Source organism: Myxococcus sp. XM-1-1-1 (genome assembly GCF_020037095.1).
GTDB classification, from domain to species: Bacteria; Myxococcota; Myxococcia; order Myxococcales; family Myxococcaceae; genus Myxococcus; species Myxococcus fulvus.
Window position 1 is genome coordinate 212,641 of record NZ_JAIQDH010000007.1, and the last position, 21,400, is coordinate 234,040.

21 protein-coding genes are annotated in these 21,400 nt (G+C 70.1%); 7 read left to right on the forward strand and 14 right to left on the reverse strand.

What is annotated here, in order from left to right; all coding sequences use genetic code 11:
• Positions 1-8: 8 nt before the first annotated feature.
• Positions 9-854: a serine O-acetyltransferase gene (locus K8640_RS16540; protein ID WP_223747890.1), complete on the reverse strand. Its 846-nt coding sequence runs from the start codon at positions 852-854 to the stop codon at positions 9-11.
• Between the two features lie 163 nt (positions 855-1,017).
• On the opposite strand from K8640_RS16540, the gene K8640_RS16545 reads away from it, so the two are divergent.
• Positions 1,018-1,926: an Fpg/Nei family DNA glycosylase gene (locus tag K8640_RS16545; RefSeq protein ID WP_223747891.1), complete on the forward strand. Its 909-nt coding sequence runs from the start codon at positions 1,018-1,020 to the stop codon at positions 1,924-1,926.
• Positions 1,927-2,017: 91 nt separating this feature from the next.
• Positions 2,018-3,664 carry an AMP-binding protein gene (locus tag K8640_RS16550; RefSeq protein ID WP_223747892.1) on the forward strand — a complete coding sequence of 549 codons (1,647 nt, stop codon included), beginning with the start codon at positions 2,018-2,020 and terminating at the stop codon, positions 3,662-3,664.
• A 13-nt stretch (positions 3,665-3,677) separates the two neighbouring features.
• On the opposite strand, the gene K8640_RS16555 is transcribed toward K8640_RS16550, so the two are convergent.
• Genes K8640_RS16555 through K8640_RS16565 form a run of 3 tightly spaced genes read right to left on the reverse strand, consistent with a single transcriptional unit; the run spans position 3,678 to position 6,011 of the window.
• Positions 3,678-4,193, reverse strand: a complete 516-nt coding sequence (locus K8640_RS16555) for a TfoX/Sxy family protein (protein WP_223748027.1) — start codon at positions 4,191-4,193, stop codon at positions 3,678-3,680.
• A 39-nt stretch (positions 4,194-4,232) separates the two neighbouring features.
• Positions 4,233-5,021, reverse strand: a complete 789-nt coding sequence (locus K8640_RS16560) for an endonuclease/exonuclease/phosphatase family protein (RefSeq protein ID WP_223747893.1) — start codon at positions 5,019-5,021, stop codon at positions 4,233-4,235.
• Positions 5,022-5,066: 45 nt separating this feature from the next.
• Entirely contained in the window at positions 5,067-6,011 is a 945-nt protein-coding gene (locus K8640_RS16565) for a LysR family transcriptional regulator (protein ID WP_223747894.1), read from the reverse strand.
• 70 nt (positions 6,012-6,081) lie between these two features.
• On the opposite strand from K8640_RS16565, the gene K8640_RS16570 reads away from it, so the two are divergent.
• A complete protein-coding gene (locus K8640_RS16570; RefSeq protein WP_223747895.1) occupies positions 6,082-7,446 on the forward strand; it encodes an MFS transporter in 1,365 nt (454 codons plus the stop codon).
• 3 nt (positions 7,447-7,449) lie between these two features.
• Here K8640_RS16570 and K8640_RS16575 read toward each other — a convergent pair whose 3' ends face one another.
• Together K8640_RS16575 and K8640_RS16580 are read right to left on the reverse strand one after the other, a co-directional pair.
• Positions 7,450-8,532, reverse strand: coding sequence for a serine/threonine-protein kinase (locus K8640_RS16575; RefSeq protein WP_223747896.1), 1,083 nt, complete (start codon positions 8,530-8,532; stop codon positions 7,450-7,452).
• A gap of 37 nt (positions 8,533-8,569) precedes the next feature.
• The gene (locus tag K8640_RS16580; RefSeq protein ID WP_223747897.1) at positions 8,570-9,721 is read right to left on the reverse strand and encodes a hypothetical protein; all 1,152 of its coding nucleotides are present in this window, start codon (positions 9,719-9,721) and stop codon (positions 8,570-8,572) included.
• 251 nt (positions 9,722-9,972) lie between these two features.
• Between K8640_RS16580 and K8640_RS16585 the strand changes: the two genes are divergently transcribed.
• Both K8640_RS16585 and K8640_RS16590 read left to right on the forward strand, forming a co-directional pair.
• The gene (locus K8640_RS16585) at positions 9,973-10,443 is read left to right on the forward strand and encodes a YqaA family protein (protein ID WP_223747898.1); all 471 of its coding nucleotides are present in this window, start codon (positions 9,973-9,975) and stop codon (positions 10,441-10,443) included.
• 219 nt (positions 10,444-10,662) lie between these two features.
• A complete protein-coding gene (locus tag K8640_RS16590; RefSeq protein ID WP_223748028.1) occupies positions 10,663-12,324 on the forward strand; it encodes a lamin tail domain-containing protein in 1,662 nt (553 codons plus the stop codon).
• A 76-nt stretch (positions 12,325-12,400) separates the two neighbouring features.
• Here K8640_RS16590 and K8640_RS16595 read toward each other — a convergent pair whose 3' ends face one another.
• The 4 genes from K8640_RS16595 to K8640_RS16610 form a co-directional block, all read right to left on the reverse strand.
• Complete coding sequence (locus tag K8640_RS16595) at positions 12,401-12,970, reverse strand: hypothetical protein (protein WP_223747899.1); 570 nt, start codon at positions 12,968-12,970, stop codon at positions 12,401-12,403.
• Positions 12,967-13,935 carry a viperin family antiviral radical SAM protein gene (locus K8640_RS16600; protein ID WP_370640354.1) on the reverse strand — a complete coding sequence of 323 codons (969 nt, stop codon included), beginning with the start codon at positions 13,933-13,935 and terminating at the stop codon, positions 12,967-12,969. Before K8640_RS16600 ends, K8640_RS16595 begins: the two co-directional genes overlap by 4 nt.
• Positions 13,936-13,992: 57 nt before the next feature.
• A complete protein-coding gene (locus tag K8640_RS16605) occupies positions 13,993-15,231 on the reverse strand; it encodes a sigma-70 family RNA polymerase sigma factor (RefSeq protein ID WP_223747900.1) in 1,239 nt (412 codons plus the stop codon).
• Between the two features lie 164 nt (positions 15,232-15,395).
• Entirely contained in the window at positions 15,396-16,559 is a 1,164-nt protein-coding gene (locus K8640_RS16610; protein ID WP_223747901.1) for an AI-2E family transporter, read from the reverse strand.
• Positions 16,560-16,679: 120 nt separating this feature from the next.
• On the opposite strand from K8640_RS16610, the gene K8640_RS16615 reads away from it, so the two are divergent.
• Positions 16,680-17,096, forward strand: a complete 417-nt coding sequence (locus K8640_RS16615) for a DoxX family protein (protein ID WP_223747902.1) — start codon at positions 16,680-16,682, stop codon at positions 17,094-17,096.
• A 10-nt stretch (positions 17,097-17,106) separates the two neighbouring features.
• On the opposite strand, the gene K8640_RS16620 is transcribed toward K8640_RS16615, so the two are convergent.
• Complete coding sequence (locus K8640_RS16620) at positions 17,107-18,366, reverse strand: threonine/serine exporter ThrE family protein (protein WP_144426625.1); 1,260 nt, start codon at positions 18,364-18,366, stop codon at positions 17,107-17,109.
• A gap of 137 nt (positions 18,367-18,503) precedes the next feature.
• On the opposite strand from K8640_RS16620, the gene K8640_RS16625 reads away from it, so the two are divergent.
• Positions 18,504-19,331 carry a pseudouridine synthase gene (locus K8640_RS16625; protein WP_223747903.1) on the forward strand — a complete coding sequence of 276 codons (828 nt, stop codon included), beginning with the start codon at positions 18,504-18,506 and terminating at the stop codon, positions 19,329-19,331.
• On the opposite strand, the gene K8640_RS16630 is transcribed toward K8640_RS16625, so the two are convergent.
• From K8640_RS16630 to K8640_RS16640, 3 genes are read right to left on the reverse strand one after another with little or no spacing between them, the layout of a single operon-like run.
• Complete coding sequence (locus tag K8640_RS16630; RefSeq protein ID WP_223747904.1) at positions 19,314-19,961, reverse strand: hypothetical protein; 648 nt, start codon at positions 19,959-19,961, stop codon at positions 19,314-19,316. The two genes, K8640_RS16625 and K8640_RS16630, sit on opposite strands and share 18 nt — an antisense overlap.
• A gap of 19 nt (positions 19,962-19,980) precedes the next feature.
• Positions 19,981-20,559 (reverse strand): alpha/beta hydrolase, encoded by a 579-nt coding sequence (locus tag K8640_RS16635; protein WP_223747905.1) that lies wholly within the window; start codon positions 20,557-20,559, stop codon positions 19,981-19,983.
• A gap of 16 nt (positions 20,560-20,575) precedes the next feature.
• Positions 20,576-21,400 carry an aminotransferase class IV gene (locus K8640_RS16640; protein ID WP_223747906.1) on the reverse strand — a complete coding sequence of 275 codons (825 nt, stop codon included), beginning with the start codon at positions 21,398-21,400 and terminating at the stop codon, positions 20,576-20,578.

The following is a 21,400-nucleotide window of genomic DNA, read 5'->3' on the forward strand; positions in this document are numbered from 1 at the left end:
GGGAGCGTTCAGATGTGGAACTCGATGGCGTCCATGGCGCCGTCGGCCCCTCGGGGGCGAATCTCGCTGCGGCGGGTGACGACCGAGTTGGGGGGGATGCTCTGGGTGAGCCAGGCGTTGCCCGCGACGATGCTTCCGCGCCCCACCACCGTCTCCCCGCCGAGGATGGTGGCGTTGGCGTACACCACCACGTCGTCCTCGAGCGTGGGGTGGCGCTTCTTGTCGGCCAGGGCCTTCTCCACCATGAGCGCGCCCAGCGTGACGCCCTGGTAGACGGTGACGTTGTTGCCGATGAGCGTCGTCTCGCCGATGACCACGCCGGTGCCGTGGTCGATGACGAACCTGCGGCCGATGGTGGCGCCCGGGTGGATGTCCACGCCGGTGCGCTGGTGCGCGTGCTCGGTGAGCAGGCGCGGCAGCAGCGGGAAGCCGAGCGTGTGCAGCGCGTTGGCCACGCGGAAGATGGCGATGGCGAGGAAGCCCGGGTACGTGAGGATGACCTCGTCCACGGAGCGCGCGGCGGGGTCGGCCTCGAAGATGGCCTGCGAGTCCTGTCGCAGCCAGTCGTAGAGCTCCGGCAGCCGCTCCATGAAGCGCGTGGGGATGCTGGCGTTGATGTCGGGGTAGAGCGGGGCGAGCGTCTCGCGCAGGCGGTGGAGGCTGGCCTCCACGGTGGTGACGTCCCGGCGCACGGCGGCGGCGGTACACTCCAGGCGCTCGGCGAAGTGGGGGAACAGCAGTCCGAGCACCTGTCCGACGAACTCGGGAGCCGCCCGCCGCACATCCGGGGGGAAGCAGTGGCGCTGTCGGGCCTCCAGCAGCGCGGCGACCAGCCTGGCGTTTGAGTCTTCCATGAACCTCCCCCTTTTAATGCGGTGCGTGGTGAGCGCGCATCAGGGGAACGCCCGATTCGGTGGTGGGGAGGAGCCCAGTGGACAGGGGCGCCGCCCCGGCCGGTCCCCGGGCGGGGGGCAGGGGCGCCTTGGCGCCTGGAAGGGCCGGGGGTTACCCAGGGGGATGCCAGAAGGGAACATCATCCACCGGGTGGCGCGGGTCCATGGCCGCTGGCTGTCGGGCCGGCGCTTCACGGCGGACTCGCCGCAGGGGCGCTTCGGGGACGGGGCGCGGGTGGTGTCCGGGCGGGTGCTCCAGGCGGTGGAGGCGCACGGCAAGCATCTCTTCTATCGCTTCGAGGGCGAGGTCCGGCTGCATGTGCACCTGGGGTTGTTCGGGAACATCCGCCACTTCCGGAGCGAGGCGCCTGTGCCGTCCCCGGCCTGTCGGCTGCGGCTGTCCTCGCCCCACGCCACGCTGCACCTGACCGGGCCGCAGGCCTGTGAGCTGTTGACGGCGGAGGACGAGGCGAAGCTCCGCGCGAGGCTCGGAGAGGACCCGCTGCGCGCGGAGTCGTCGCCCGAGCGTGCGCGCGAGAAGCTGTGTCGGGGGCGGATGCCGCTGGCGCTCGCGCTGTTGGACCAGGAGCGGCTGTCCGGCGTGGGCAACATCCTCCGGGCGGAGGCGCTGTTCCTGGCGAGGCTTCCCCCGTTGCTGCCGGCGGGCGCGCTGAGCGAGGCGGACTTCGCGAGGCTGTGGGACGTGCTCCAGCGGCTCTTGGCGGATGCGTCGCGGGATGGGCACATCGTCACGCCGGGAGCGCCGCGGGTGCCGGAGTGTGTGGCGGGGCGCAAGCGCGCGGAGCGCTTCTGTGTGTATGGCCGCGAGGGACAGCCCTGTCCTCGCTGTGGCGCGAAGGTGCGACGCAGGGAACTGGCGGCGCGGGGGTTGTTCTTCTGCGCGGAGTGCCAGGGCGTCGACGCGGGGCCTCGACCTCGGGTCGCGAAGAAGAAGGCTCGCGCGGTCCAGGAGAAGCGACGCGACGCGCGGCGCGAGGTGAAGAAGCGGACCGCCCGCTCGACGGCCCGGTGAGGTGCCGCGCAATTCCTGCGCGACGATGAGGAGTGTGCAGGCGAGGTCGGTGAGGCTTGCCCACCGCGATGGACGGCGTGACGATGCCGGCATGAGCCCACTGCCTCCCTCGTACGTGCATGGCACCAGTTCCACTCCGCTGCTCGGAGAGACTATCGGGCAGAACCTGCGGCGGACGGTGGAGCGGTACCCGGACGGCGAGGCGCTCGTGGTCGTCTCCCAGGGCTACCGGGCGACGTACCGTGAGCTGTGGGACACCACGACGCAGGTGGCGAAGGGGCTGCTGGCCATGGGCGTGGAGAAGGGGGACCGGGTGGGGCTCTGGTCTCCCAATCGCTTCGAGTGGGTGGTGACGCAGTACGCGACGGCGCGCATCGGCGCCATCCTGGTCAACCTGAACCCGGCCTATCGCACGGCGGAGCTGGAGTACTCGCTCAACCAGTCGGGCACCAGCGTGCTCCTGCTGTCCAAGGGGTTCCGGCAGACGGACTACAAGTCGATGCTGGAGCAGGTGCGTCCGCGCTGTCCCGAGCTGCGCGTGGCGCTGGTGCTGGACGAGGACTGGGAGCTGCTCCTGTCCAACGCGAAGCACGTGAGCGGGCACACGCTGGAGGCGCGCGAGGCGTCGCTCCAGTTCGATGACCCCATCAACATCCAGTACACGTCCGGGACGACGGGCTTCCCCAAGGGGGCCACGCTGTCGCACCACAACGTGCTCAACAACGGGTACTTCATCGGGGAGTCGCTGAAGTACGGCCCCGCTGACAGGGTGTGCATCCCCGTGCCGTTCTACCACTGCTTCGGGATGGTGATTGGCAACCTGGCCTGCACGTCACACGGCTCCACGATGGTGATTCCGGGGGAGGCCTTCGAGCCGCTGGCGGTGATGCAGGCGGTGCAGGCGGAGAAGTGCACGTCGCTGTACGGCGTGCCGACGATGTTCATCGCGGAGCTGGACCATCCGCGCTTCGGCGAGTTCGACTTCTCCACGCTGCGCACGGGGGTCATGGCGGGCTCGCCGTGTCCGGTGGAGGTGATGAAGCAGGTGCAGTCGAAGATGAACATGCGCGAGGTGACCATCTGCTACGGGATGACGGAGACGTCACCGGTGTCGACGCAGAGCTCGCTGGATGACCCGCTGGACAAGCGCGTGTCGACGGTGGGGCGCGTGCATCCGCACCTGGAGGTGAAGGTCGTCCACGCGGAGACGGGCGAGGTGGTGCCGCGCGGGACGGCGGGGGAGCTGTGCACTCGGGGGTACAGCGTGATGCTGGGGTACTGGGCGAACGAGGAGGCCACGGCGAAGGCGGTGGACCGCGCGGGGTGGATGCACACGGGTGACCTGGCGACGATGGACGCGGACGGCTACGTGCGCATCGTGGGCCGCATCAAGGACCTCATCATCCGGGGCGGGGAGAACATCTCGCCGCGCGAGGTGGAGGAGTTCCTGCACACGCACCCGGGCGTGAGCGAGGCGCAGGTCATCGGCGTGCCGAGCGTGAAGTACGGCGAGGAGGTGATGGCCTGGGTGAAGGCGAAGCCGGGCGTGGCGCTCACGACGGAGGAGCTGACGAAGCACTGCACCGGGCGCATCGCGAGCTTCAAGATTCCGCGCTACTGGAAGCTCGTGGATGCGTTCCCGATGACGGTGACGGGCAAGGTGCAGAAGTTCCGGATGCGCGAGGTCTCCGTCGCCGAGCTGGGGTTGCAGACGGCGGCGGACATCAAGACCGCCTGAGCGGCGCGCGGGCTCACCGGCGGCGGGACGAAGGCTTCGCCTTGCGCGCGGTGGAGGTCTTCTTCGCGGCGGGCTTCTTCGTCGCCGAGGGCTTCTTGGCGGGAGCCTTCTTCGCCGGGGTCTTGGTGGCCTTGCGTGGAGCGGCGGCCTTCTTCGCGGGCTCCGCAGGAGTCTTCTTCGCGGCAGCCTTCTTCTTCGGCGCCTTCTTCAGCGCGGCCCGGGTCGCCGCGTCGACGCCGCGACGGGCCCAGGGCAGCAGCGCGTAGGCGTCATCGCTGGCGTCGGCGGGCGGCGTCCAGTAGCTCATCTCGATGCGCTGGCCCCCGCCTTCCCAGACGAAGGGACGGCAGCCCGCGGCCTGGAACTCCGGTCGGGAGATTTCGTCCGTCTTCAAGTAGAGCTGGCCGTCGCCGATGAGGCCGAACATCCGCCCGCCGAAGTACAGCCCCCAGCCGCCGAACATCCGCCGGGCCTGCACCGGGCCGAGCTTCTCCAACAACTCGACCGTGTACTCCACGAAGCTGTCCATTCGAGCCACCGTGTTCCTCCGTTTCCCTGGCGCCGCTTCTTAGCGGAAGGTCGCCACCAGCGGGTTGTGGTCCGACGTGTCGCCCACGTCCATGACCTCCGCGGAGACCAGTCGCTCCGCCATGCGCGGCGAGGCGAAGACATAGTCCGTGCGGTAGTCGATGGTGACGCCGCCCCGGTTGCGCCGCGCCGTCACCCAACGCGTCGAAGCCGCCCGCGTCGGCAGCGTGTCCACCCAGCCGTAGTCCTCGATGTCGTCGATGACGTCGAAGCGCGGCGGATGGCCGTACTTGTCCGTGCCCGCCCGCCGCAGCCGGTCCTCCAGGTCCACCGGATATGGGTCCCTGCGCGACAGCGAGTTGAGGTCGCCGACCAGCAGATATTGCCCCTCGCGGAACCGGGACGCGTCCAGCAGCGAGCGCAGGTAGCGCGCCTCCACGTAGCGCAGCTTCTCGTGGTGCGCGTCGAAGTGTGTGCCGAACAGCGTCACCGGGCCGCTGGCCTCCAGCTCGCACTCGACGATGCAGTGGCCCAGGAAGTGCCGGTCATTGTGGATGCGCAGCGAGCGCAGGGGAGGGCGGCTCACCACGGCGACGTGGTAGCACCGCCCGCTGGGCCGCGAGCGGGACTGTCCCAGCACCAGGTGCGCCTCGTCCTGCGGCACGTCCAGCGCCTCGGCCACCCGACGCAGCCTCCCGCCGTCGTCCCAGCCCAGGCACTCCTGGAGCACCAGCACGTCCGGTGCGTTCCGGGCGAGGAAGGTGACGATGTCGTCGAACCGCTCCTCGCCTCCCTGCAACACGTTGAACGTCATCACCTTCAGCGGCATGAATCTCCTCTCTCGCCCAAAGGGCGCGTGAATGGGCTCGCCAAGCTACCGCACCCGCGAGCCCGAGGCCGCTCCCGCGCGCCTGCCCGCCCCCCATGGCTCGGGCATCGCTCGCACGCTCTCCACGATGAACGACTTGAGCTCGCGCGCCGCCGCGGTGAGGTAGCCCTCGCCCCGATGCACGAGCGCCACCTGGCGCTTCAGCCCGCTCTTCACGAGCGGCACCACGTCGAAGCCGCGCGACTGGTGGTCCCGCGCCATCAGCTCCGGGATGAGCGCCACGCCCAGGCCGCGCTCGACCATGCGCCGCATCGCCTCCGCGTTGTCCGTCTCCAGCGCGAGCCTGGGCGTCACACCGCGCGCCTCGCACTCGGCCTCCAGCGCCCGCGTCCCGCTCATGCTGGGGATGACCACCCACGTCTCCTCCACCACGTCCGCCAAGGACAGCGGCCGGGTGACCTTCGTGAGGCGATGCCCACGCGGCACCGCCAGCACCAGCACCTCCTCCCACAGCTTCTGCGCCACCAGGTCCGTGTGCCGCACCGGCAACGACACGATGGCCAGGTCCAGGACGCCTCGGACCACGTTGTCCTCGAGGGCCGTGCTCATGCCCTCGCTGAGCCGGGGGCGCACCTCCGGGAATCTCCGCGCGAACGTCGGGATGATGTCCGGCAGCAGGTACGCCCCCACGGTGTGCAACGTCCCCAGTGACACGGGGCCGCGAGGCGTCCCCGACAATCGCTCCAGCTCGGACGTGCCCGCGGCCAGTGCGTCCAGTGCACGTCGTGCATGGGGCAGGAAGCGTTCACCCGCGTCGGTGAGCACCGCGCCAGCGGGCGTGCGGACGAGCAGCCGGGTGCCCAGCTCCGCCTCGAGCGCCTGGAGCTGCCGGGACAGTCCGGACTGGGACAGTCCCAGTCCCTTGGCCGCCGGAGAGAGGCGCCCCTCTTGTGCCACTCGGAGAAAGGCCTGGAGCTGGTCTCGAGTCATGCGGATTCGGCAAGAACTCTATGCGGAAGTTGCGATTTCCGCATGGGCAGCCCCCGGTTACACGTTCGGAATGGATGGAAGCGGTGTGTCGGTAGAGCCGGTGCCCTCCGCTCGGCCCGGGGTGGCGAGGCGGACGGCCACCGGGGCGGTGCTGCTGGCCCTGGTGGTCAGCGCCTTCGAGGGCACGGTGGTGACCAGCGCCATGCCCACCATCACCCGCGAGCTGGGCGGCCAGCACCTCTACTCGTGGGTCTTCTCCGCGTTCCTCTTCGCCTCCACCGTCGGCGTGCTCATCTCCGGCAAGCTGGCGGACCGGCTCGGCCGCAAGCCCGTCTTCTTCGCGGGCATGGGGTTGTTCCTCGTCGGCTCCGCGCTGTGCGGGCTCGCCGACTCCGTGCACGCGCTCATCGCCTTCCGGGTGCTGCAAGGGCTCGGAGCCGGCGCGCTCCAGCCCACCACGCTCACCATCAGCGCGGACCTCTACACGCTGCGCGAGCGCGCCGCCGTGCAGGGCCTGTTCACCGGCGCGTGGGGCGCGGGCAACGCGGTGGGTCCGCTCATCGGTGGCTGGCTGGTGATGCACGCGTCGTGGCGGTGGGTGTTCCTGGTCAACGTCCCCGTGGGCCTGTTCGCCGCGCTGCTCCTGTATCTCTCGTACCGAGACCCGCCGCGCCGCACGGACGTGAAGCTGGACCGCTGGGGGCCTGTGCTCGCGGGCACCTCCGCCGCGATGCTCCTGTTCTCACTGGAGCCCGGGCACGCGGAGCTCAGGTGGCTGTGCCTCCTGGGCGCGGTGGTGCTGGGCGCGGGGCTGGTGTTCCAGCAGCGCAAGTCCCACGCGCCCCTCCTGCCGATGGAGCTGGTGAAGGACCGCACGGTGCTCAGCGGTGTCGCGGGAGGCATCGCCGGTGGCGCGCTGCTCTACAGCATGGCCGCGTGGGTGCCGCTGTGGATGACGGAGCAGGGCGGACAGACGCCCATCGTCGCCGGACTGACGCTGCTGCCCATGTTGCTGGGATGGTCCGTGGGGTCGACGTTCGGCGTGAAGCTGCTGGTGCGAGGCGGCATGCGGCTCAGCGCAGGCGTGGGCTTCGCCGTGGCGGCGACGGGCGCCGGGCTGCTCGCGCTGACGGCCGCGTACGGGTGGGGCACGTATGCGGCGCTCGCCTCGCTCGCGGTGCTGGGCATGGGGCTGGGCCCCGCGGCGAGCACGTCGCTCATCGGCCCGCAGTCGCGTGCGCCCTGGCACCACCGGGGCATCGTCACGAGCAGCCTCTACGCGACGCGTCTGTTGGGAGGCTCGCTCACGGTGGCCGCGCTGGCTCTGGCACGAGGCCACTTCGCCTTGCAGTTCGCCATCGCGGGCGGGCTGGCCGGTGTCGTCGCCCTGGGGCTCGCCGTGGCCGCTCCCGGCAAATCCACGAGCGAGGCCTGAGCCTCAGTGCGACTCCTTGAGCGCGAACGGCCACAGCTTGGCGAGCGCCGAGCGTAACTCCGTCGCGCTGGCGTAGCGGTCCTCGGGGCGCTTCTCCAGCAGCTTCAGCACCACCCGCTCGAACGCCCCCGGCAGGTTCGGCCGCAGCGTCGTCAGCGGCACCGGCGCCTGCTGCACGTGCAGGAACATCAGCGGCACCGGGTCCGAATGTCGGAACGGCAGCTGCCCCGTGAGCAACTCGTACGCCACGATGCCCAGCGCATACAGGTCCGTCGCGGACGACACGGGGGGACTGCCCATCACCTGCTCGGGCGCCATGTACTCCGGCGTCCCCAGCACCGTCCCCTGCGCCGTCGTCCCGGCCACATGCGCGCTCTTCGCCAGGCCGAAGTCCATCAGCTTCAACACCCCACCGCGCGTGATGAACAGGTTCGCCGGCTTCACGTCGCGATGCAGCACCCCCCGTCCATGCGCGTGCTCCAGCGCCACGGCCGCGTGCGTGAGCCACCGCAGCGCCTCCGCGAGCGTGGGGCGCCGCTCCATCATCCGCTGGCGCAAGTCCATTCCGTCCAACAGCTCCACCGTGAGGAAGTGCCGCTCCCCATCCATCCCCACGTCGAAGACGCGCAGGATGTTCACGTGCTCCAGCGCCCGGGCGTGCTCCACCTCCTGGCGGAACCTCGCCACCGTCGCCGCGTCCGCGTGCGGCGTCGCCAGCACCTTGAGCGCCACGCGATGCCGCTCGAGCAGGTCGTGCGCCTCGTACACCGTGGAGCTCCCACCCGCGCCCAGCCAGCGCTCCACGCGGTAGCGCTGGGCCACCACCTGCCCCGGCATCAGCCCTCGCACCAGCGCCGCGGGGAGCGGCGCGGGCGTGGGGATTCCCTGGAGCAGCGTCCCGTGCGGGGACACGGGCGTCGAAGCGCGCAGCGTCTCGCCCAGGGACACCGGGGGCGGAGGCGTTGTCGGCGCGGGACCCCACGACAGCTCGGGCGCGGGAGCCGGCGTCGTGCCCGCCGTCACCTTCGTCTCCTGCACGCCGCCGAGGTACACGACACCCCCGGCGTCATCTTCCGTCGAGCCCACCGCTCCTCCCTCGGTGTCCGTTGGCCCGTGCCGCGGCTCAGGGGTCCAGCAGCGAGATGTGCGAGGGGGCTCCCGCGCCCTCGATGTCCAGGTGCGGCGTGGGCAGGTTGTACTCCGCCGCCGCGCTGGTGGCCTCCACCATGATGGGGCCGGCGATCTCCGGCGGCTCACCCTTGCACAGCACGTCCACCACGTGCTCCACCGTCCACTTGCCCAGGCGGTTCACCACCAGCCGGTTGCCCTCGAACGTCGACGTGTCCGACAGCTCGTCACTGGCCCCCAGCTTCACGTCCACCGACTCGCCCAGGTAGCCCCGCGCGAGCGCCAGCACCCGGTCCACCACCGCGTTCCAGGCCTGGATGTGCGTCCTGTCCTGGGCCTCGTCCATGATGTCCAGGCCCACCTGCAGCCGCTCCATCCGCTCCAGGAACTGCTGCACCAGCGGCCCCCGGATGACGCGCCCGTGCTGCGGCGCGATGATCTCCACCGCCGGCGTGAGCTTGCGGATGGTGGCCACCGTGCGCGCCAGCGCCGCGTTCACCGGCATGTAGATTTGATGGAACGCGCGGATGCCCGCCCAGTCGGACTCGTCCGCGTACAGCCCCTTCGCGTTGGCGTCCGTGAGCCCGCCGAACAAATCCCCCGTGAAGAGCACGCGCGTCTGCGGGTCGTAGAGCATCACCGCGCCCCGGAAGTGACAGAAGGGCGAGGGCACCGGCAGCAGCTTGTGCCCGGTGGGGACGCTCAGCCCTTGCGAGAACTTCTCGGTGGCGATGAAGCGGTTGCGCGGCAGGTTCTGGTGGACGATGAGCCGCCAGGTGTCCTCCGAGCAGAGGATGCCGGCGCGAGGCGCATAGCGCGCGGAGATGATGCTCGCCGACGAGCCCACGTCCGGGTCCTGATGGTTGATGAACACGGCCGACAGCCGCTCCATCCCTCCGATGAGCGACGTCACCTTGGTGTGGATGGTGGAGAAGTCGCTGCTCGAGCCCGGGTCGATGAGGAGGTTGAACTCCGAGGCCCGCTGCGTCTTCACGTCCGTCCCCCGGAAGCGTCTCAGATAGGGGTTGGCGTAGAAGATGTTGCCCGGCTCCCGCTTGCCCACCCAGAACGTCTCGGGAGCAATCTCCACGGGGACGATTCTCAGGTCGTTGCTCAAGCCCGATGCGGGATGGTCGCTGCTGCTCATGAGACGGGGTTCCTTCACGGTGAGGTGATGTCCCCTCCCCGTAGCAAGGCGTGCGCCGAGGCCCGTCCTCCCTCGGGGAGCGCGGCGCCAGCCACCTGCGCGCCGTGCATTTCCTGCGCGCCCGGGAGCAGGCACGCAGTTCCTGCGGGCCCGGGGCTCACCCCCGGTGGGGGCAGGCGGGCGGGACGCGGAGGCTGCGAGCCCGCGTGTGCGCATGGCACACTGCCGGGGTCCTTCGCACCCAGTTCTCCATGCCAGACGCCTCATTCCTCTCCGCCTGGGGGCTCCCAGGCCTCTTCTTCGTCGCGATGCTCGCGGGCTCGGTGGTGCCGGTGCCCTCCGAGGCGCTGCTCGCCGCGCTCATCTATGGCGGCGCTCCGCCGATGCTCGCCACGGGCGTGGCCACGGTGGGCAACGTGCTGGGCGCGGTGTCGCTCTACCTGTTGGGGCTGTGGGTGGCGCGCGGCGGAGGCGGAGCGCTGGGGCGCTGGTATGCGCGCCGTCGTGAGAAGGAGGGGCCCCGCATGGAGCGCGTCGAGGCGCGGCTGCGCACCTGGGGCGCGCCCGCGCTGTTGATGTCGTGGATGCCCATCGTCGGCGACGCGTTCGTCATCGCCGGCGGCATGGTGGGCGTCAGGCCCCTGCCGTTCGTCGTCTTCGTCACGCTGGGCAAGGGCCTGCGTTACGCGTTCGTCGCCCTGTCCACCGCCGCTGCCCTGTAGGGCGACGTCTCGTCATGTTTCAATCGTGTTTCGCCAGTATTTCCGTCAGTCCCGGAAGGTAAGTTGAGGCCGTGGTTCCAGGCGAAGCCTGTCTGGCCCACCCGTTCAGCATTCGCTGCCGACCCTCAACCGCTCCCCCTGGCGGGAGCAGGACTGGACCTCGTGCGAAACACCCTCGCAGTCTCGACGCGCGCGCTGTCGTCATGGCGCCACTGGCTCATGGTGTTCTTCCTGGGACTCGCCGCCTGCGGTGGCGAGGCGACCGTGTCGGACGCGCCCTCGGAGGAGTCGTCACTCGGTGAGCGCGGCGACGCGCTGGCCAACGTTCGCCTGCGCCTGATGGCGGCGAACCTCTCCAGTGGCAACGGGCAGGACTACGACCCGGGCCACGGCATCCGCATCTTCCAGGGCACGGACGCGGACATCGTGATGATTCAGGAGTTCAACTACAAGACGGACTCCGCCGCCGACCTCCGCGGCTTCGTGGACACCGCCTTCGGGCCGGGCTTCTCGTACTACCGCGAGTCCGGCGCGCAGATTCCCAACGGCATCATCAGCCGCTACCCCATCATCGCCTCGGGCGAGTGGGACGACCCGCAGGTCAGCAACCGCGACTTCGCCTGGGCGCGCATCGACATCCCCGGGCCCAAGGACCTGTGGGCGGTGAGCGTGCACCTGCTGACGGCGAACGCCAGCACGCGCAACACGGAGGCGCAGAGCCTGGTCAGCCGCATCCAGGCGAACATCCCCGCGGGGGACTACCTGGTGATTGGCGGCGACCTGAACACGGGCAGCCGCTCCGAGTCGGCCTTCGGCACCCTGTCGCAGGTGGTCAACACCGCGAGCCCGTACCCCGCGGACCGCAATGGCAACACCAACACCAACGCGGGCCGCAACAGCCCCTATGACCATGTGCTGGTGGACAGCGACCTGCGGCCGTACCAGACGGCGGTGGTCATCGGCGGCAGCTCGTTCGCGAACGGGCTGGTGGTGGACACGCGCGTGTACTCGCCCATCGGCGAGATTTCCCCGGCGCTCTCGGGCGACAGCGGCGCGTCTGGCATGCAGCACATGGGCGTCATCAAGGACTTCCTCATCCCGGGGGATGCGGTGTCCTCCAGCCTGACGGTGACGTCGCCCAACGGCGGTGAGAGCTGGACCACGGGCAGCGCCCGCTCCATCTCCTGGACGTCCTCGGGCGTGTCGAGCGTGCGGGTGGAGTACACGCTGAACGGCAGCACGTGGACCACGCTGTCGTCGAGCACGTCGGCCTCGGCGGGGAGCCTCGCGTGGACGCTGCCCACGACGGCGAGCACCACGGCGCGCGTGCGGGTGACGGACACATCCGACGCCAGCATCACGGACACCAGCGACGCGGCCTTCTCCATCACTACGGGCGGTGGCGGCGGCACCGGGACGCTCCTCATCAACGAGGTGCTGGTGAACGAGGCGGGATCGGATGTGAGTGGCGAGTTCGTGGAGCTGGTGAACACGGGCACGGCGGCGCTGAGCATCGCGGGGTGGACGGTGTCCGACGCGGCGAGCGTGCGGCACACGTTCCCCAGCGGGACGACGGTGCCGGCGGGCGGCGTCATCGTGGTGTTCGGCGGCGCGGCGGGCATCCCCTCGGGCACGCCCAACGCGGTGGCCGCGTCCACCAGCACGCTGGGCCTGTCGAACAGCGGTGACACCGTGACGGTGAAGAACGCCTCCGGCACGGTGGTGGACACGGCGGTGCTGTCCTCGGCGATGTCGGGCACGGACGGTGTGTCCGCGAACCGCAGCCCGGACCTGGGCTCGGCCGCCACCTTCGTGCTGCACACCAGCCTGTCCAGCCTGACGTCCTCGCCGGGCCGGCGCGCGAGCGGCGCGGCGTTCTGATTCGGTTCCGCGCCCCCTCGGTGTGAAGAGGGGGCGCGGGTGGGGACGTGGGTCTCCGGTCCCCACCCGACGAGTGCTATCCTCGCGATGTGCCGCCAGCTTCGAGGATGCGGGAGACCGTGTCGTAGAGGGCCTGCGGCGTCGCGTCGTTCCTCAGGACCACGTCGAACGCATCGTGCCCTTGCTGCGTGAGTTGGGTCTCGGTCGCGTGCCTGGCCAGGTCACCGGGTGCTCCCGCGCCAGGGCGTTCGATGAGCCAGATGGACGCCCCCAACTCGCGCGCGGCCTGCCATTCGGCTCGGGTCCGCAGGTCCGTGCAGATGACGCGTCCTCCTCCGCGACGGATGGCGTCGACCCGGAGTCGGAAGGGGCGCAGCCAGACGTCCGGGTCCAGCTCCACGCACGCCTGCCCGAAGCGTTGATAGAGCTCCCGGGGCGTCCGGCCGAGCCTCGCGTCCACCTTGTTGCGGCGCTCACCCCACAGTTGCTCGGGGTCGAGTTGCAGCAGTCCCATCAACGCGGCCTTGATGGGGTCCGCGAGGGCCACGCGCTCGAAGTCGTACCGCTCCGCCATGAACTGGCCCAGCGTGTCCTTGCCCGCCCCGGAGACGCCCGCGAGGCAGATGAGGCTGAAGGGCCGGCTCATGACTCACCTCCGAAATCGTAGAAGCCATCGCGGCCCAGGAATCGCTCGGGATGGAACCGGACCTGGGACCACGCGGCGTCCAGGCCTCGGCGCAGGATGGGGTCGCTGTAGTGGTGTCCTCCCTCCACGTTGTCGAAGAACCGTCCCGCCGGGTCGACCATCGCGTAGCTGCCGCGCATGTCTTCGTTGTCCTCGGGCACCAGGGCGATGCCTTCTTGTTCGAGGCTCCGGTGGCGTTCGACGAAGCGGTGGAAGTCCTCGGGCGCGCAGAGCAGGTCCTCCACATTCCTGGGCTCCTGGCCCTCACCCTGGTCGGTGTTCTGGCCTTCGACGCGGAGGACCCGCAGCAGCTTCCAGCGCTCCGGCCTCAGCAGACGGATGAAGCCTGTCTGGTCCTCGTCCACGTTCAGCCGCGTGACGACGGTGTTCACCTTCAGGCGCATGCCCGCCGCACGGACGCGCTCGGCGATGTCCAGGTATTGCTGGGGCATCAAGGCCTTCCCATGGACCGCTCGGCCCAAGCGGGCGTGGGTGTCGGGCGAGATGCTGTCGATGCTCAGGGTCACCCAGTCGATGACACCGCGCAGGCGCTCGAGCATGGCGGAGTCGAGCCGGCTTCCGTTCGTCACCAACATGGTGGTGGCGCGGTGGGCCTTGGCCATCGCGGCCAATCGCGGGAGCCAGGGGCAGAGCAAGGGCTCGCCGCCCGCGAAGGTGATCTTCTGGAACCGTGACGCCAGCAACGACACCACCTGGAGCGCTTCCTGCTCAGGGAGGTGTCCCTTGGGGAGGATGTCCCGGCGGACGTCCTGGAAGGTGGCGAAGCAGAACCGGCAACGCATGTTGCACGGCTCCCAGAGGTGGAAGTTGACGGACGGCGGTGTGGCGGGGTGTGCGACCGACGTCGAGGTCGCGGGCTGCATTGCGCAGGGGTCCATGGTGCCTCCAGTGGAGGTCCCGGTCATCGGGGCGCTCCAAGCACCACTTCCTTCGGCGCAAAAAGTGTGACTCCGAATCGTAAGTCACTGACATCGCTGGAGAAATTCAGTCCTTAAATTGTCCCGGGCCCGCTGCACCCGCTTGCGCGCCGCGGCATGGGTGATTTTCAGTTGGAGAGCGATTTCGGCCTCATCCAACTCCTCGAAGTAGCGCAGGTTCAGCACCTCTTGATGCTCCTTCGAGAGGGTGCAGAACGCGTTCCGGAGCGCCTCATGGGATTCCATCGAGATGAACTCATCCTCGGGTCGGAGGTGGCACTCCGGCTCGGGTTGTGAGTCCAGGGGGCATGCGCGGCTGAGCCGCACGAAGCGCTTGGTCGCGCTGTTTCTGACGGCTTTGAGGAAGTAGGGCTCGAAGTCCCGTGGGGGAGCCTTCTTCCGCAGACAGATGTTCATGAGGACCGCGTGGATGAGGTCCTCCGCCTCCGCGTCACTTTGGATGATGCCCTGCGCGATGCGGCGGGCCTTTGGCATCATGTCGCGCAGATTGAATTGTTGTTCGAGGCAGGCCAGGGAGTTGAGCTCGACCTCGGCTTGCGTTGCGCCATACGAGGCAAACGCCACTGCGTTCGAGGAGGGGTCCTCCTTCGACGCCCATGCGGGCCCGGGATACGCCTGCCTTGACGCGAGGATGGCCTGTCGGGTGCATTCCCACGACAGGTCGTCGCAACGGCTGGCCTGTGGAGCGGGAGCGCGTGGGAGGCCTGAGACGAGCGACTTGGCGAGGGGGACGACCGCCAGCGAAGCCGCGATGGCGCCTATCGTCAGGAGGCCCGCACCGAACGGAGAGGTCTTCGCGAGCCGCCATGCGCGTCGCAGAAGCCCCAGGCTCATCCGGACGAGGAACACACTGACGGAGATGACGCTCCAGACCGTGAAGGCGATGACGAAGGCCCCGGGAAGCACGGGGAGGGCGCTGCGCCCGACGCGCTCTGGAAGCGTCAGAGAGCAGGCGATGAACAGCAACAGCCCCAGCAGGAGCCAGGGCCAGCGAAGCAACAGGGGCGGAGGTGCGGTCCTGCCCGCCAGCCTTTTCATGGCGTTCCAACCGGTGACGGCCGCAAAGGCAATCAGGGTCATCCCCAGGAAGATGATGGACAGTTGCGCGGTGCCTTCGAAGACGCCGGTCGAGAGCGCGCCCACCGTCTCCAGGACGAAGCCCGCGCAGATGAAGCCCATCAGTCCCGTGAAGCCAATCCCGACGACGAGCCCAGGGAACAGGACGTTGATGACGAAGATGGCGAGTGCCAGGGCAACCAGCACCAATTGCCAACCCGCGGTTCCCCGCGGTGGCGGACCCGACTCCCCCGTGCGTGTCATGTGGTCTTCCCTCGAAGACTGCCACGCCCATCGTATGGGCTAACGTGGAGTGAGGGAATCGACCGGCACGAGAGTCCGGGTTGACCTTGAGTCGGGTCGCTGGCGCCTCAGTGACTCTCGCCCGGAGACGTGAGCGCTCCCTCGCGCTCCGGGGCCCGCGCGGTGTGTGCGCCTCCATCCTGGGGGCCGGGCGTCGGCGGGCTCGCGGGCGTCGGGTGGTTGCGGCCGTAGTCGCGCTCGTGGATGCGCACCAGGGCCAGGAAGAAGGCGACGATGAGCGGGCCCAGCAAGAGGCCCACCGTGCCGAACGCGGCCAGGCCGCCGAGCAGCGAGAAGAAGACGATGGCGCCGTGCTGGTGCATGCCGCGCTTGGCGAGCAGCGGCTTGACGATGTTGTCCACCAGCCCCACCACCACCGTGCCCCAGACGGCCAGGAACAGCGCCGCCCACGGGTGGCCGCTGAAGAACATCAGCGCCGCGGCGACCAGCACGACGATGGCCGCGCCCACCGCGGGAATCAGCGCCATGAAGAACGCCACGCCGCCGAAGAACAGCGGCGCGGGCACCTGGACGATGAGGAACCCCACGAGCGCGGCGAAGGCCTGCACGCCCGCCGTCACCACCGACGACAGCAGCACCGCGCCGGACACGCTGCGGAACTCGCGCATGATCTCCAGCGTCTCGCCGCGCCTGAGCGGCGACACGCTCTCAATCCAGTGCACCAGCTCCCGCCCGTCCGTGAGGAAGAAGAACAGGGCGATGAGCATCATCGTGGTCTGGAAGGCGATGGAGCCCGTGGCCGCCACCGCCCCCGTCACCGCGCGCGCCGCCGTCCCGCCCTGGGTGCTCACCTGCTCCTGGATGGTCTGGTCCAGCTGCTGCTCCTCCAGGGGCATCCGCTGCATCAGGCTCTCGGCGCCCTTGCGCACCGGCCCCGGCAGCTTCTGCACCAGCCCCTCCACGCCCTCCTGCTGCACCGTCTTGGTGACGAACTGCGCGCCGGAGGACACCTCCGCCACCACGAACGCGGTGAGCCCGCCCAGGGGCAGCAGCAGCGCGAGGATGACGGCCGTGCAGATGAGGCCCGCCGAGATGTTCTTGCGCCCCCTGAGCTTGCGCGTCAGCCGCACGTGCAGCCCATAGAAGACGCCCGCGAGCACCGCCGCCAGGAAGATGCCCTTGGCGAAGGGCTTGATGACCAGGGCCAGCAGGAACAGCGACAGCAGGATGAGGCCGGTGAACACACGCCGGGCGGTCTGCTCGGAAGCCATGCCCGTGAAGCTAGGGCGGCTTCCGTGGGAGGGAAGGGGGAGGCGGCCCCCCAGGTCGGCTGCCTGCTCCACGAGCAAGAAGACTTGGGCCCGGGCCCCGGGCGGCTAGAGTGCCCCGCCATGCCGGCATTCGATTCGAGTCAGTTCACCCCGTGGCTGCTCCAGGCGCTGTGCGCCGCCTTCCTCGCCATCCTCTTCCTCCAGTCCGGACTGGACAAGGTCATCGACTGGAAGGGCAACCTGGGCTGGCTCACCGGGCACTTCGCCAAGAGCCCCCTGAAGGGCATGGTGCCGTTGATGCTCGGCGTCATCACGCTGCTGGAGCTGGCGGCCGGCGCGCTCAGCGGCGCGGGGGTGGTCTCGCTCATCGCCACGGGCAGCCCGGCGCTGGCCTTCTTCGGCGCGCTCTTGTCCGCGGTGTCGCTGGTGTGCCTGTTCTTCGGCCAGCGCATGGCCAAGGACTACGCGGGCGCGGGCGGGCTGGTGCCGTACTTCCTGCTGTCGCTCGCGGCCATCTACTTCACGCGCATGCGCTGAAGGCCCCGCGTCACATCACCTTGCGCGTGGGCACCAGCGCGTTGGCGGACAACAGTCCGGCCACCAGCGCCACCGCCACCATCAGCATGTTGAAGGCGGTGTCGACGCCCGCCACCACGTCGCGTTCGAGCAGCGAGGACAGGCTGCGGAAGCCCACGCTGCCGGGCACCAGCAGCATCAGCCCGGGTACGACGACGGTGACGGAGGGCTTGTTGCGAAGCCGCGCCAGCACGTTGCCCACGATGCCCAGCGCGAGCGCCCCCACGAAGGCGCCCAGCTGCGGCCCGAGCAACTCCGAGCCCAGGCGGGCCCCGAAGAACGCGAACGTGCCCGCGGCCGCAATCCAGCCCCAGTCCCGAGGCCGCGCGCGGAACAGCACGCCGATGGCGACGCCCGCCACCAGCAGCGCCACGGCCTGGGTCCACGAGGGCAGCGAGGGCGGCGGCGGGGCGACGGGCGGCGGCAGCAGCACGGACAGCTTGCTGCCCAGCGCGACGCCGAAGCCCAGCTGGAGGAACACCACCGCGGCGCCCGTGAGGCGCGAGGTGCCGGAGATGAGGTGGCGCGTGGCCAGCTCGTTGAGGGCCACCGTCAGCGTCAGGCCGGGCAGCAGGACGATGAGGCCCGCCAGGGTGGCGACCTGGATGGACAGCGGGCCGATGACGCTCGCGGCCAGCACGGCGAGCGCGGAGGAGAGGATGGCGCCCACGGGCTCGAGCACGCGGGCGGTGGTGGGCTGGCGCTGCGTCACCTCACTGAGGATTCCGATGAGCAGGCTGCTCACCGTGGCCACCGCCATCTCCTTCAGTCCTCCGCCGAACAGACGGGCGCCAGCTCCTCCGGCGAGCGCCCAGCAGAGAATCTGGAGCACGGGCCCGAAGCGCGGGGGGCGGGCGAGGATGTCCTCCACGCGCAGCGCGCCCTCGGCGGGCGTGAGGCGCGAGTGGATGACGTCGTCGGCCAGGACGTCGAGCTGCGTGAGGCGCTCCAGGTCCATGTCCCCGGGCTCCACGCGGATGAGGCTGGTGCGCAGCGCCTCGGGCGGGCCGAAGGACGCGAACAGGGACGTGGGGGTGGAGAAGAAGCGGCCCTCCAGGCCCAGGCGCTCGGACACGCGCTTCATCAGCCCCTCCAGCCGGTGGGAGGGAGTGCCGTAGCGGTGCAGCGCCTCGGCCAGTCTCAGGGTAAAGGCGACGGACGGCCCTGGCGGTGCCGGGTGGTGTTGGAGCGAGGCGGCGATTTCAGGAGGGACGGCCACACGCGGCGCAATGGCAGAGCCGCCCGGGTGGAGTCAAATGGCGGCACGGTGACGTCCGCCTGTCCGCCATGCGCGCTCGGGAAGCACGGCTGATGGGGTCTCCAAAGAAGACAAGGGATGTCGGGGTGGTGCAGGAAGGAGACGAGAGCATGGCGCGCAAGAGCAGGACGCCCAGGTGGCTGGAGGCGGCGCGGAAGCGGGACGCGGGGGCGGTGGCGGCGGGGCGCTCGGACTGGCTGGCGCGGGCGCTGGGGCGCGCCGGGGTGATGCCTCGGGCGGAGGCGGAGTCGGCGATTCGCGCGGGCCGGGTGGAGGTGGACGGACGGGTGGTGACGGAGCCCTTCGCGCCGGTGGGGCCGGAGCAGACGGTGCGAGTCGATGGGCAGGGACACCCGCTGACGTCCGTGACGCGGGTGTTGATGTTCCACAAGCCCGCGGGGCCGGTGGTGCATGGCACGGACCCGGAGGGTGTGGGCACGGTGTTCGAGCGCCTGCGCGCGGTGCTGCCCGAGTCCCTGCGCGGCTACGAGTGGCTCGCCGTGGGCCGCCTGGACCGGGACACCACGGGGCTGTTGCTCTTCACCAATGACGAGCGCTTCGTGCGCCATGGCACGGCGCCGGAGACCCATCTGCCCAAGCGCTACGTGGCGCGGGTGGAGGGACAGCCTGTCGAGTCCGCGCTCCAGCGACTGCGGGACGGCGTGGAGCTGGAGGACGGGCTCACGCGTCCGGCCCGGGCCGAGTCACGGGCTCCGGGGGTGGTGGAGCTGACGCTGACGGAGGGCCGGCACCACCAGGTGAAGCGGATGCTGGCGGCCGTGGGGCATCCGGTGCTCACGCTCCATCGCGAGGCCGTGGGCGCGGTGGTGCTCGACGTGCCCGAGGGGGGATGGCGGGAGCTGCGTGCGGCGGAGGTCTCCGAGGCGCTGGGGTTCGGCGCTCAGGGGGAGTCCGACGGGTCAGCGCAGGGTGAGTGATTGGCAGGTCTCCAGCGCGGCCCGCGCGAGGTTCCGGTTCTGGCTCGAGAAGGTGCAGAGGAACGCGGGGCTCGTGGGGGATGCGGAGTACATGCAGTCCGCCTGATAGGGATGCGTGGTGTCCTTGGGCGTCTCCGTCCAGAGGCAGTGCTCGCCCACGCGTTCGATGCGCGCCGTGGCGTCGGTGAGCCGGTAGCCGCTCTCGATGCTCTTCAGGCTCTGGAAGAACTGGGGGATGTAGAGGCCGAGTCCCCGGACGTTGGCGAGCTGCACGTCGAGCTTGGACAGGCCCGGCGCGGTGGCGGGCAGGGTCAGCTTCACCTTGACCCCTTGAGTCCCGGGGTCCTCCAGGACGTAGCTCTCCTGGAAGGGGGAGACCACGTCCAGCTCGAGGGCCGTCTTCACGCCGAACGACTGCACGTCCGAGGCGGGGATGGTGAGCCGGGTGCGCTTCGCGGGGGGCTTCTCCGGCGCGGGGGCCTTCGGTCTGGGCGAGGAGGCCGCGCCCGGACGTCGCTTCGGAGGTTGAGCTTGGGGCGAGGGGGGCTCGGCGGACGCGCTCCCTGCGCACAGGAGCATGACGAGGGCGGAGGCCAGGAGGAGCGGCGAGGTCGCGCGAGGAGAGCCCATGGTGTGAGCTTTCCATGTCCTATCGAGGGCGTGCGCCGAAATGTGATTGCACCGCTTCGAGCACGGCGGGCTCGCGCGGGTTGTTGAAGTGGCGTCCCCTGGGGACGACGATGACCTCGGCGCCCAGGTGCTCCTCCCAGAGTCCTTGATTGCGACGCCAGTCGGAGGTGAACGGGTCGCTGTCGGAGAGCACGACGACGGCGCGGCCCAGCGCGGCGCGCACGCGGGCGAAGTCGATGGGCGTGTCGAGCCAGGGGCGCAGCGCGTCCCACGGCTTGTCCACCTCGAACCAGCCGGAGACGAACACGGCGCCCTCCACGCGGTGTCCCTCGGGCATCGCGGCGAGGTAGCGGAGGAGGGTCTGACAACCCACGCTGTGGCCCAGGAACACGGTGGACGGCGGAGGCACAGGGCCGAGCGTGCGCGTGAGCGTGGACACCCAGCCGTCGATGGTCGGCGTGGCGGGCTCGGGCATGTCCAGCGTGAGGATGTCGTCGAAGGGCGCGGGTGGCTCGCGCAGCTTCTCCTCGAGCCAGGGATAGAAGTCGGTGTTCGGACGTCCGGCCCAGCGGTGCACGACGACGAGGGTGCGGCTCATGGGGCCGCAGTCTGCCTCAGTCCTCGCGTGATGCCATCGTCAGGATGTGCTCCCGGAGCCTCGCCGCGAGTGACAGGCTCTCGGGCAACGTGTGGCCGAGGAGGCGCGGGACTCCGGTGGCCAGCACCGCGGCGTTGGTGAAGACACCTGCACGCGCCTCGGCGAGCCGCGCGAGGGGAAGCGCCTGCTCCATGATGGGGACTCCATCGATGGAGCCCGAATCGAGGAGCACCGCGCGGATGACGCCGGGGAGGCACGGCGCATCGAGCGGCGGAGTGACGAGCGCGCCGTCCAGGAGGACGAAGAGGTTCGCGGTGGGCAGCTCGCACGCGTGAGCCAGCTCGTTGGCCAGCACGGGGAGCTGTTGCATCCGCGAGAACTGCCGGAAGTACGACAAGCCCTTGTGGTTCGGAGACGTCTCCCCGTGACGATAGGCGCCGTGCTCCACCGTGAGGATGGCGCGTCCCTCGTGCTGGAGTCGCTCGGCGTCGGGAGCGTGGGGCCGGAGGGTGAGCAGGAGCTGCCCATCGCTCGCGGACAGCTTGCCGATGCCCTGGAAGCGGGGACCGAGCAGCGGGTCGGCGGCGAGGCAGCGTCGCAGGGTGTCACGAACGGAGGCGGGCTCCAGCAGCTCGGGCGAGGGCGCGCGGACGGTGTCCGTGTGAGCGGCGAGGCTCGCCGTGAGTCGGCGCAGATGACGGGACAGGAAGAGGGGGGCGCCGTCCTCGATACGGAAGGTGGTGAAGAAGCCCGCGCCGAAGAAGAAGCCCTGCGCGAAGTCGTGCAGGCGCAGGTCCTCCCAGCGCTTCACCTCGCCGTTCACCGCCACGGTGGAGAGCAT

Bases quoted from the DNA above. Each gene is read 5' to 3' on its own strand.
- K8640_RS16540 (WP_223747890.1), bottom strand. From the start codon at position 854: ATGGAAGACTCAAACGCCAGGCTGGTCGCCGCGCTGCTGGAGGCCCGA.
- K8640_RS16545 (WP_223747891.1), top strand. From the start codon at position 1,018: ATGCCAGAAGGGAACATCATCCACCGGGTGGCGCGGGTCCATGGCCGC.
- K8640_RS16550 (WP_223747892.1), top strand. From the start codon at position 2,018: ATGAGCCCACTGCCTCCCTCGTACGTGCATGGCACCAGTTCCACTCCG.
- K8640_RS16555 (WP_223748027.1), bottom strand. From the start codon at position 4,193: ATGGACAGCTTCGTGGAGTACACGGTCGAGTTGTTGGAGAAGCTCGGC.
- K8640_RS16560 (WP_223747893.1), bottom strand. From the start codon at position 5,021: ATGCCGCTGAAGGTGATGACGTTCAACGTGTTGCAGGGAGGCGAGGAG.
- K8640_RS16565 (WP_223747894.1), bottom strand. From the start codon at position 6,011: ATGACTCGAGACCAGCTCCAGGCCTTTCTCCGAGTGGCACAAGAGGGG.
- K8640_RS16570 (WP_223747895.1), top strand. From the start codon at position 6,082: ATGGATGGAAGCGGTGTGTCGGTAGAGCCGGTGCCCTCCGCTCGGCCC.
- K8640_RS16580 (WP_223747897.1), bottom strand. From the start codon at position 9,721: ATGAGCAGCAGCGACCATCCCGCATCGGGCTTGAGCAACGACCTGAGA.
- K8640_RS16585 (WP_223747898.1), top strand. From the start codon at position 9,973: ATGCCAGACGCCTCATTCCTCTCCGCCTGGGGGCTCCCAGGCCTCTTC.
- K8640_RS16590 (WP_223748028.1), top strand. From the start codon at position 10,663: ATGGTGTTCTTCCTGGGACTCGCCGCCTGCGGTGGCGAGGCGACCGTG.
- K8640_RS16595 (WP_223747899.1), bottom strand. From the start codon at position 12,970: ATGAGCCGGCCCTTCAGCCTCATCTGCCTCGCGGGCGTCTCCGGGGCG.
- K8640_RS16600 (WP_370640354.1), bottom strand. From the start codon at position 13,935: ATGACCGGGACCTCCACTGGAGGCACCATGGACCCCTGCGCAATGCAG.
- K8640_RS16610 (WP_223747901.1), bottom strand. From the start codon at position 16,559: ATGGCTTCCGAGCAGACCGCCCGGCGTGTGTTCACCGGCCTCATCCTG.
- K8640_RS16615 (WP_223747902.1), top strand. From the start codon at position 16,680: ATGCCGGCATTCGATTCGAGTCAGTTCACCCCGTGGCTGCTCCAGGCG.
- K8640_RS16625 (WP_223747903.1), top strand. From the start codon at position 18,504: ATGGCGCGCAAGAGCAGGACGCCCAGGTGGCTGGAGGCGGCGCGGAAG.
- K8640_RS16630 (WP_223747904.1), bottom strand. From the start codon at position 19,961: ATGGGCTCTCCTCGCGCGACCTCGCCGCTCCTCCTGGCCTCCGCCCTC.
- K8640_RS16635 (WP_223747905.1), bottom strand. From the start codon at position 20,559: ATGAGCCGCACCCTCGTCGTCGTGCACCGCTGGGCCGGACGTCCGAAC.
- K8640_RS16640 (WP_223747906.1), bottom strand. From the start codon at position 21,400: ATGCTCTCCACCGTGGCGGTGAACGGCGAGGTGAAGCGCTGGGAGGAC.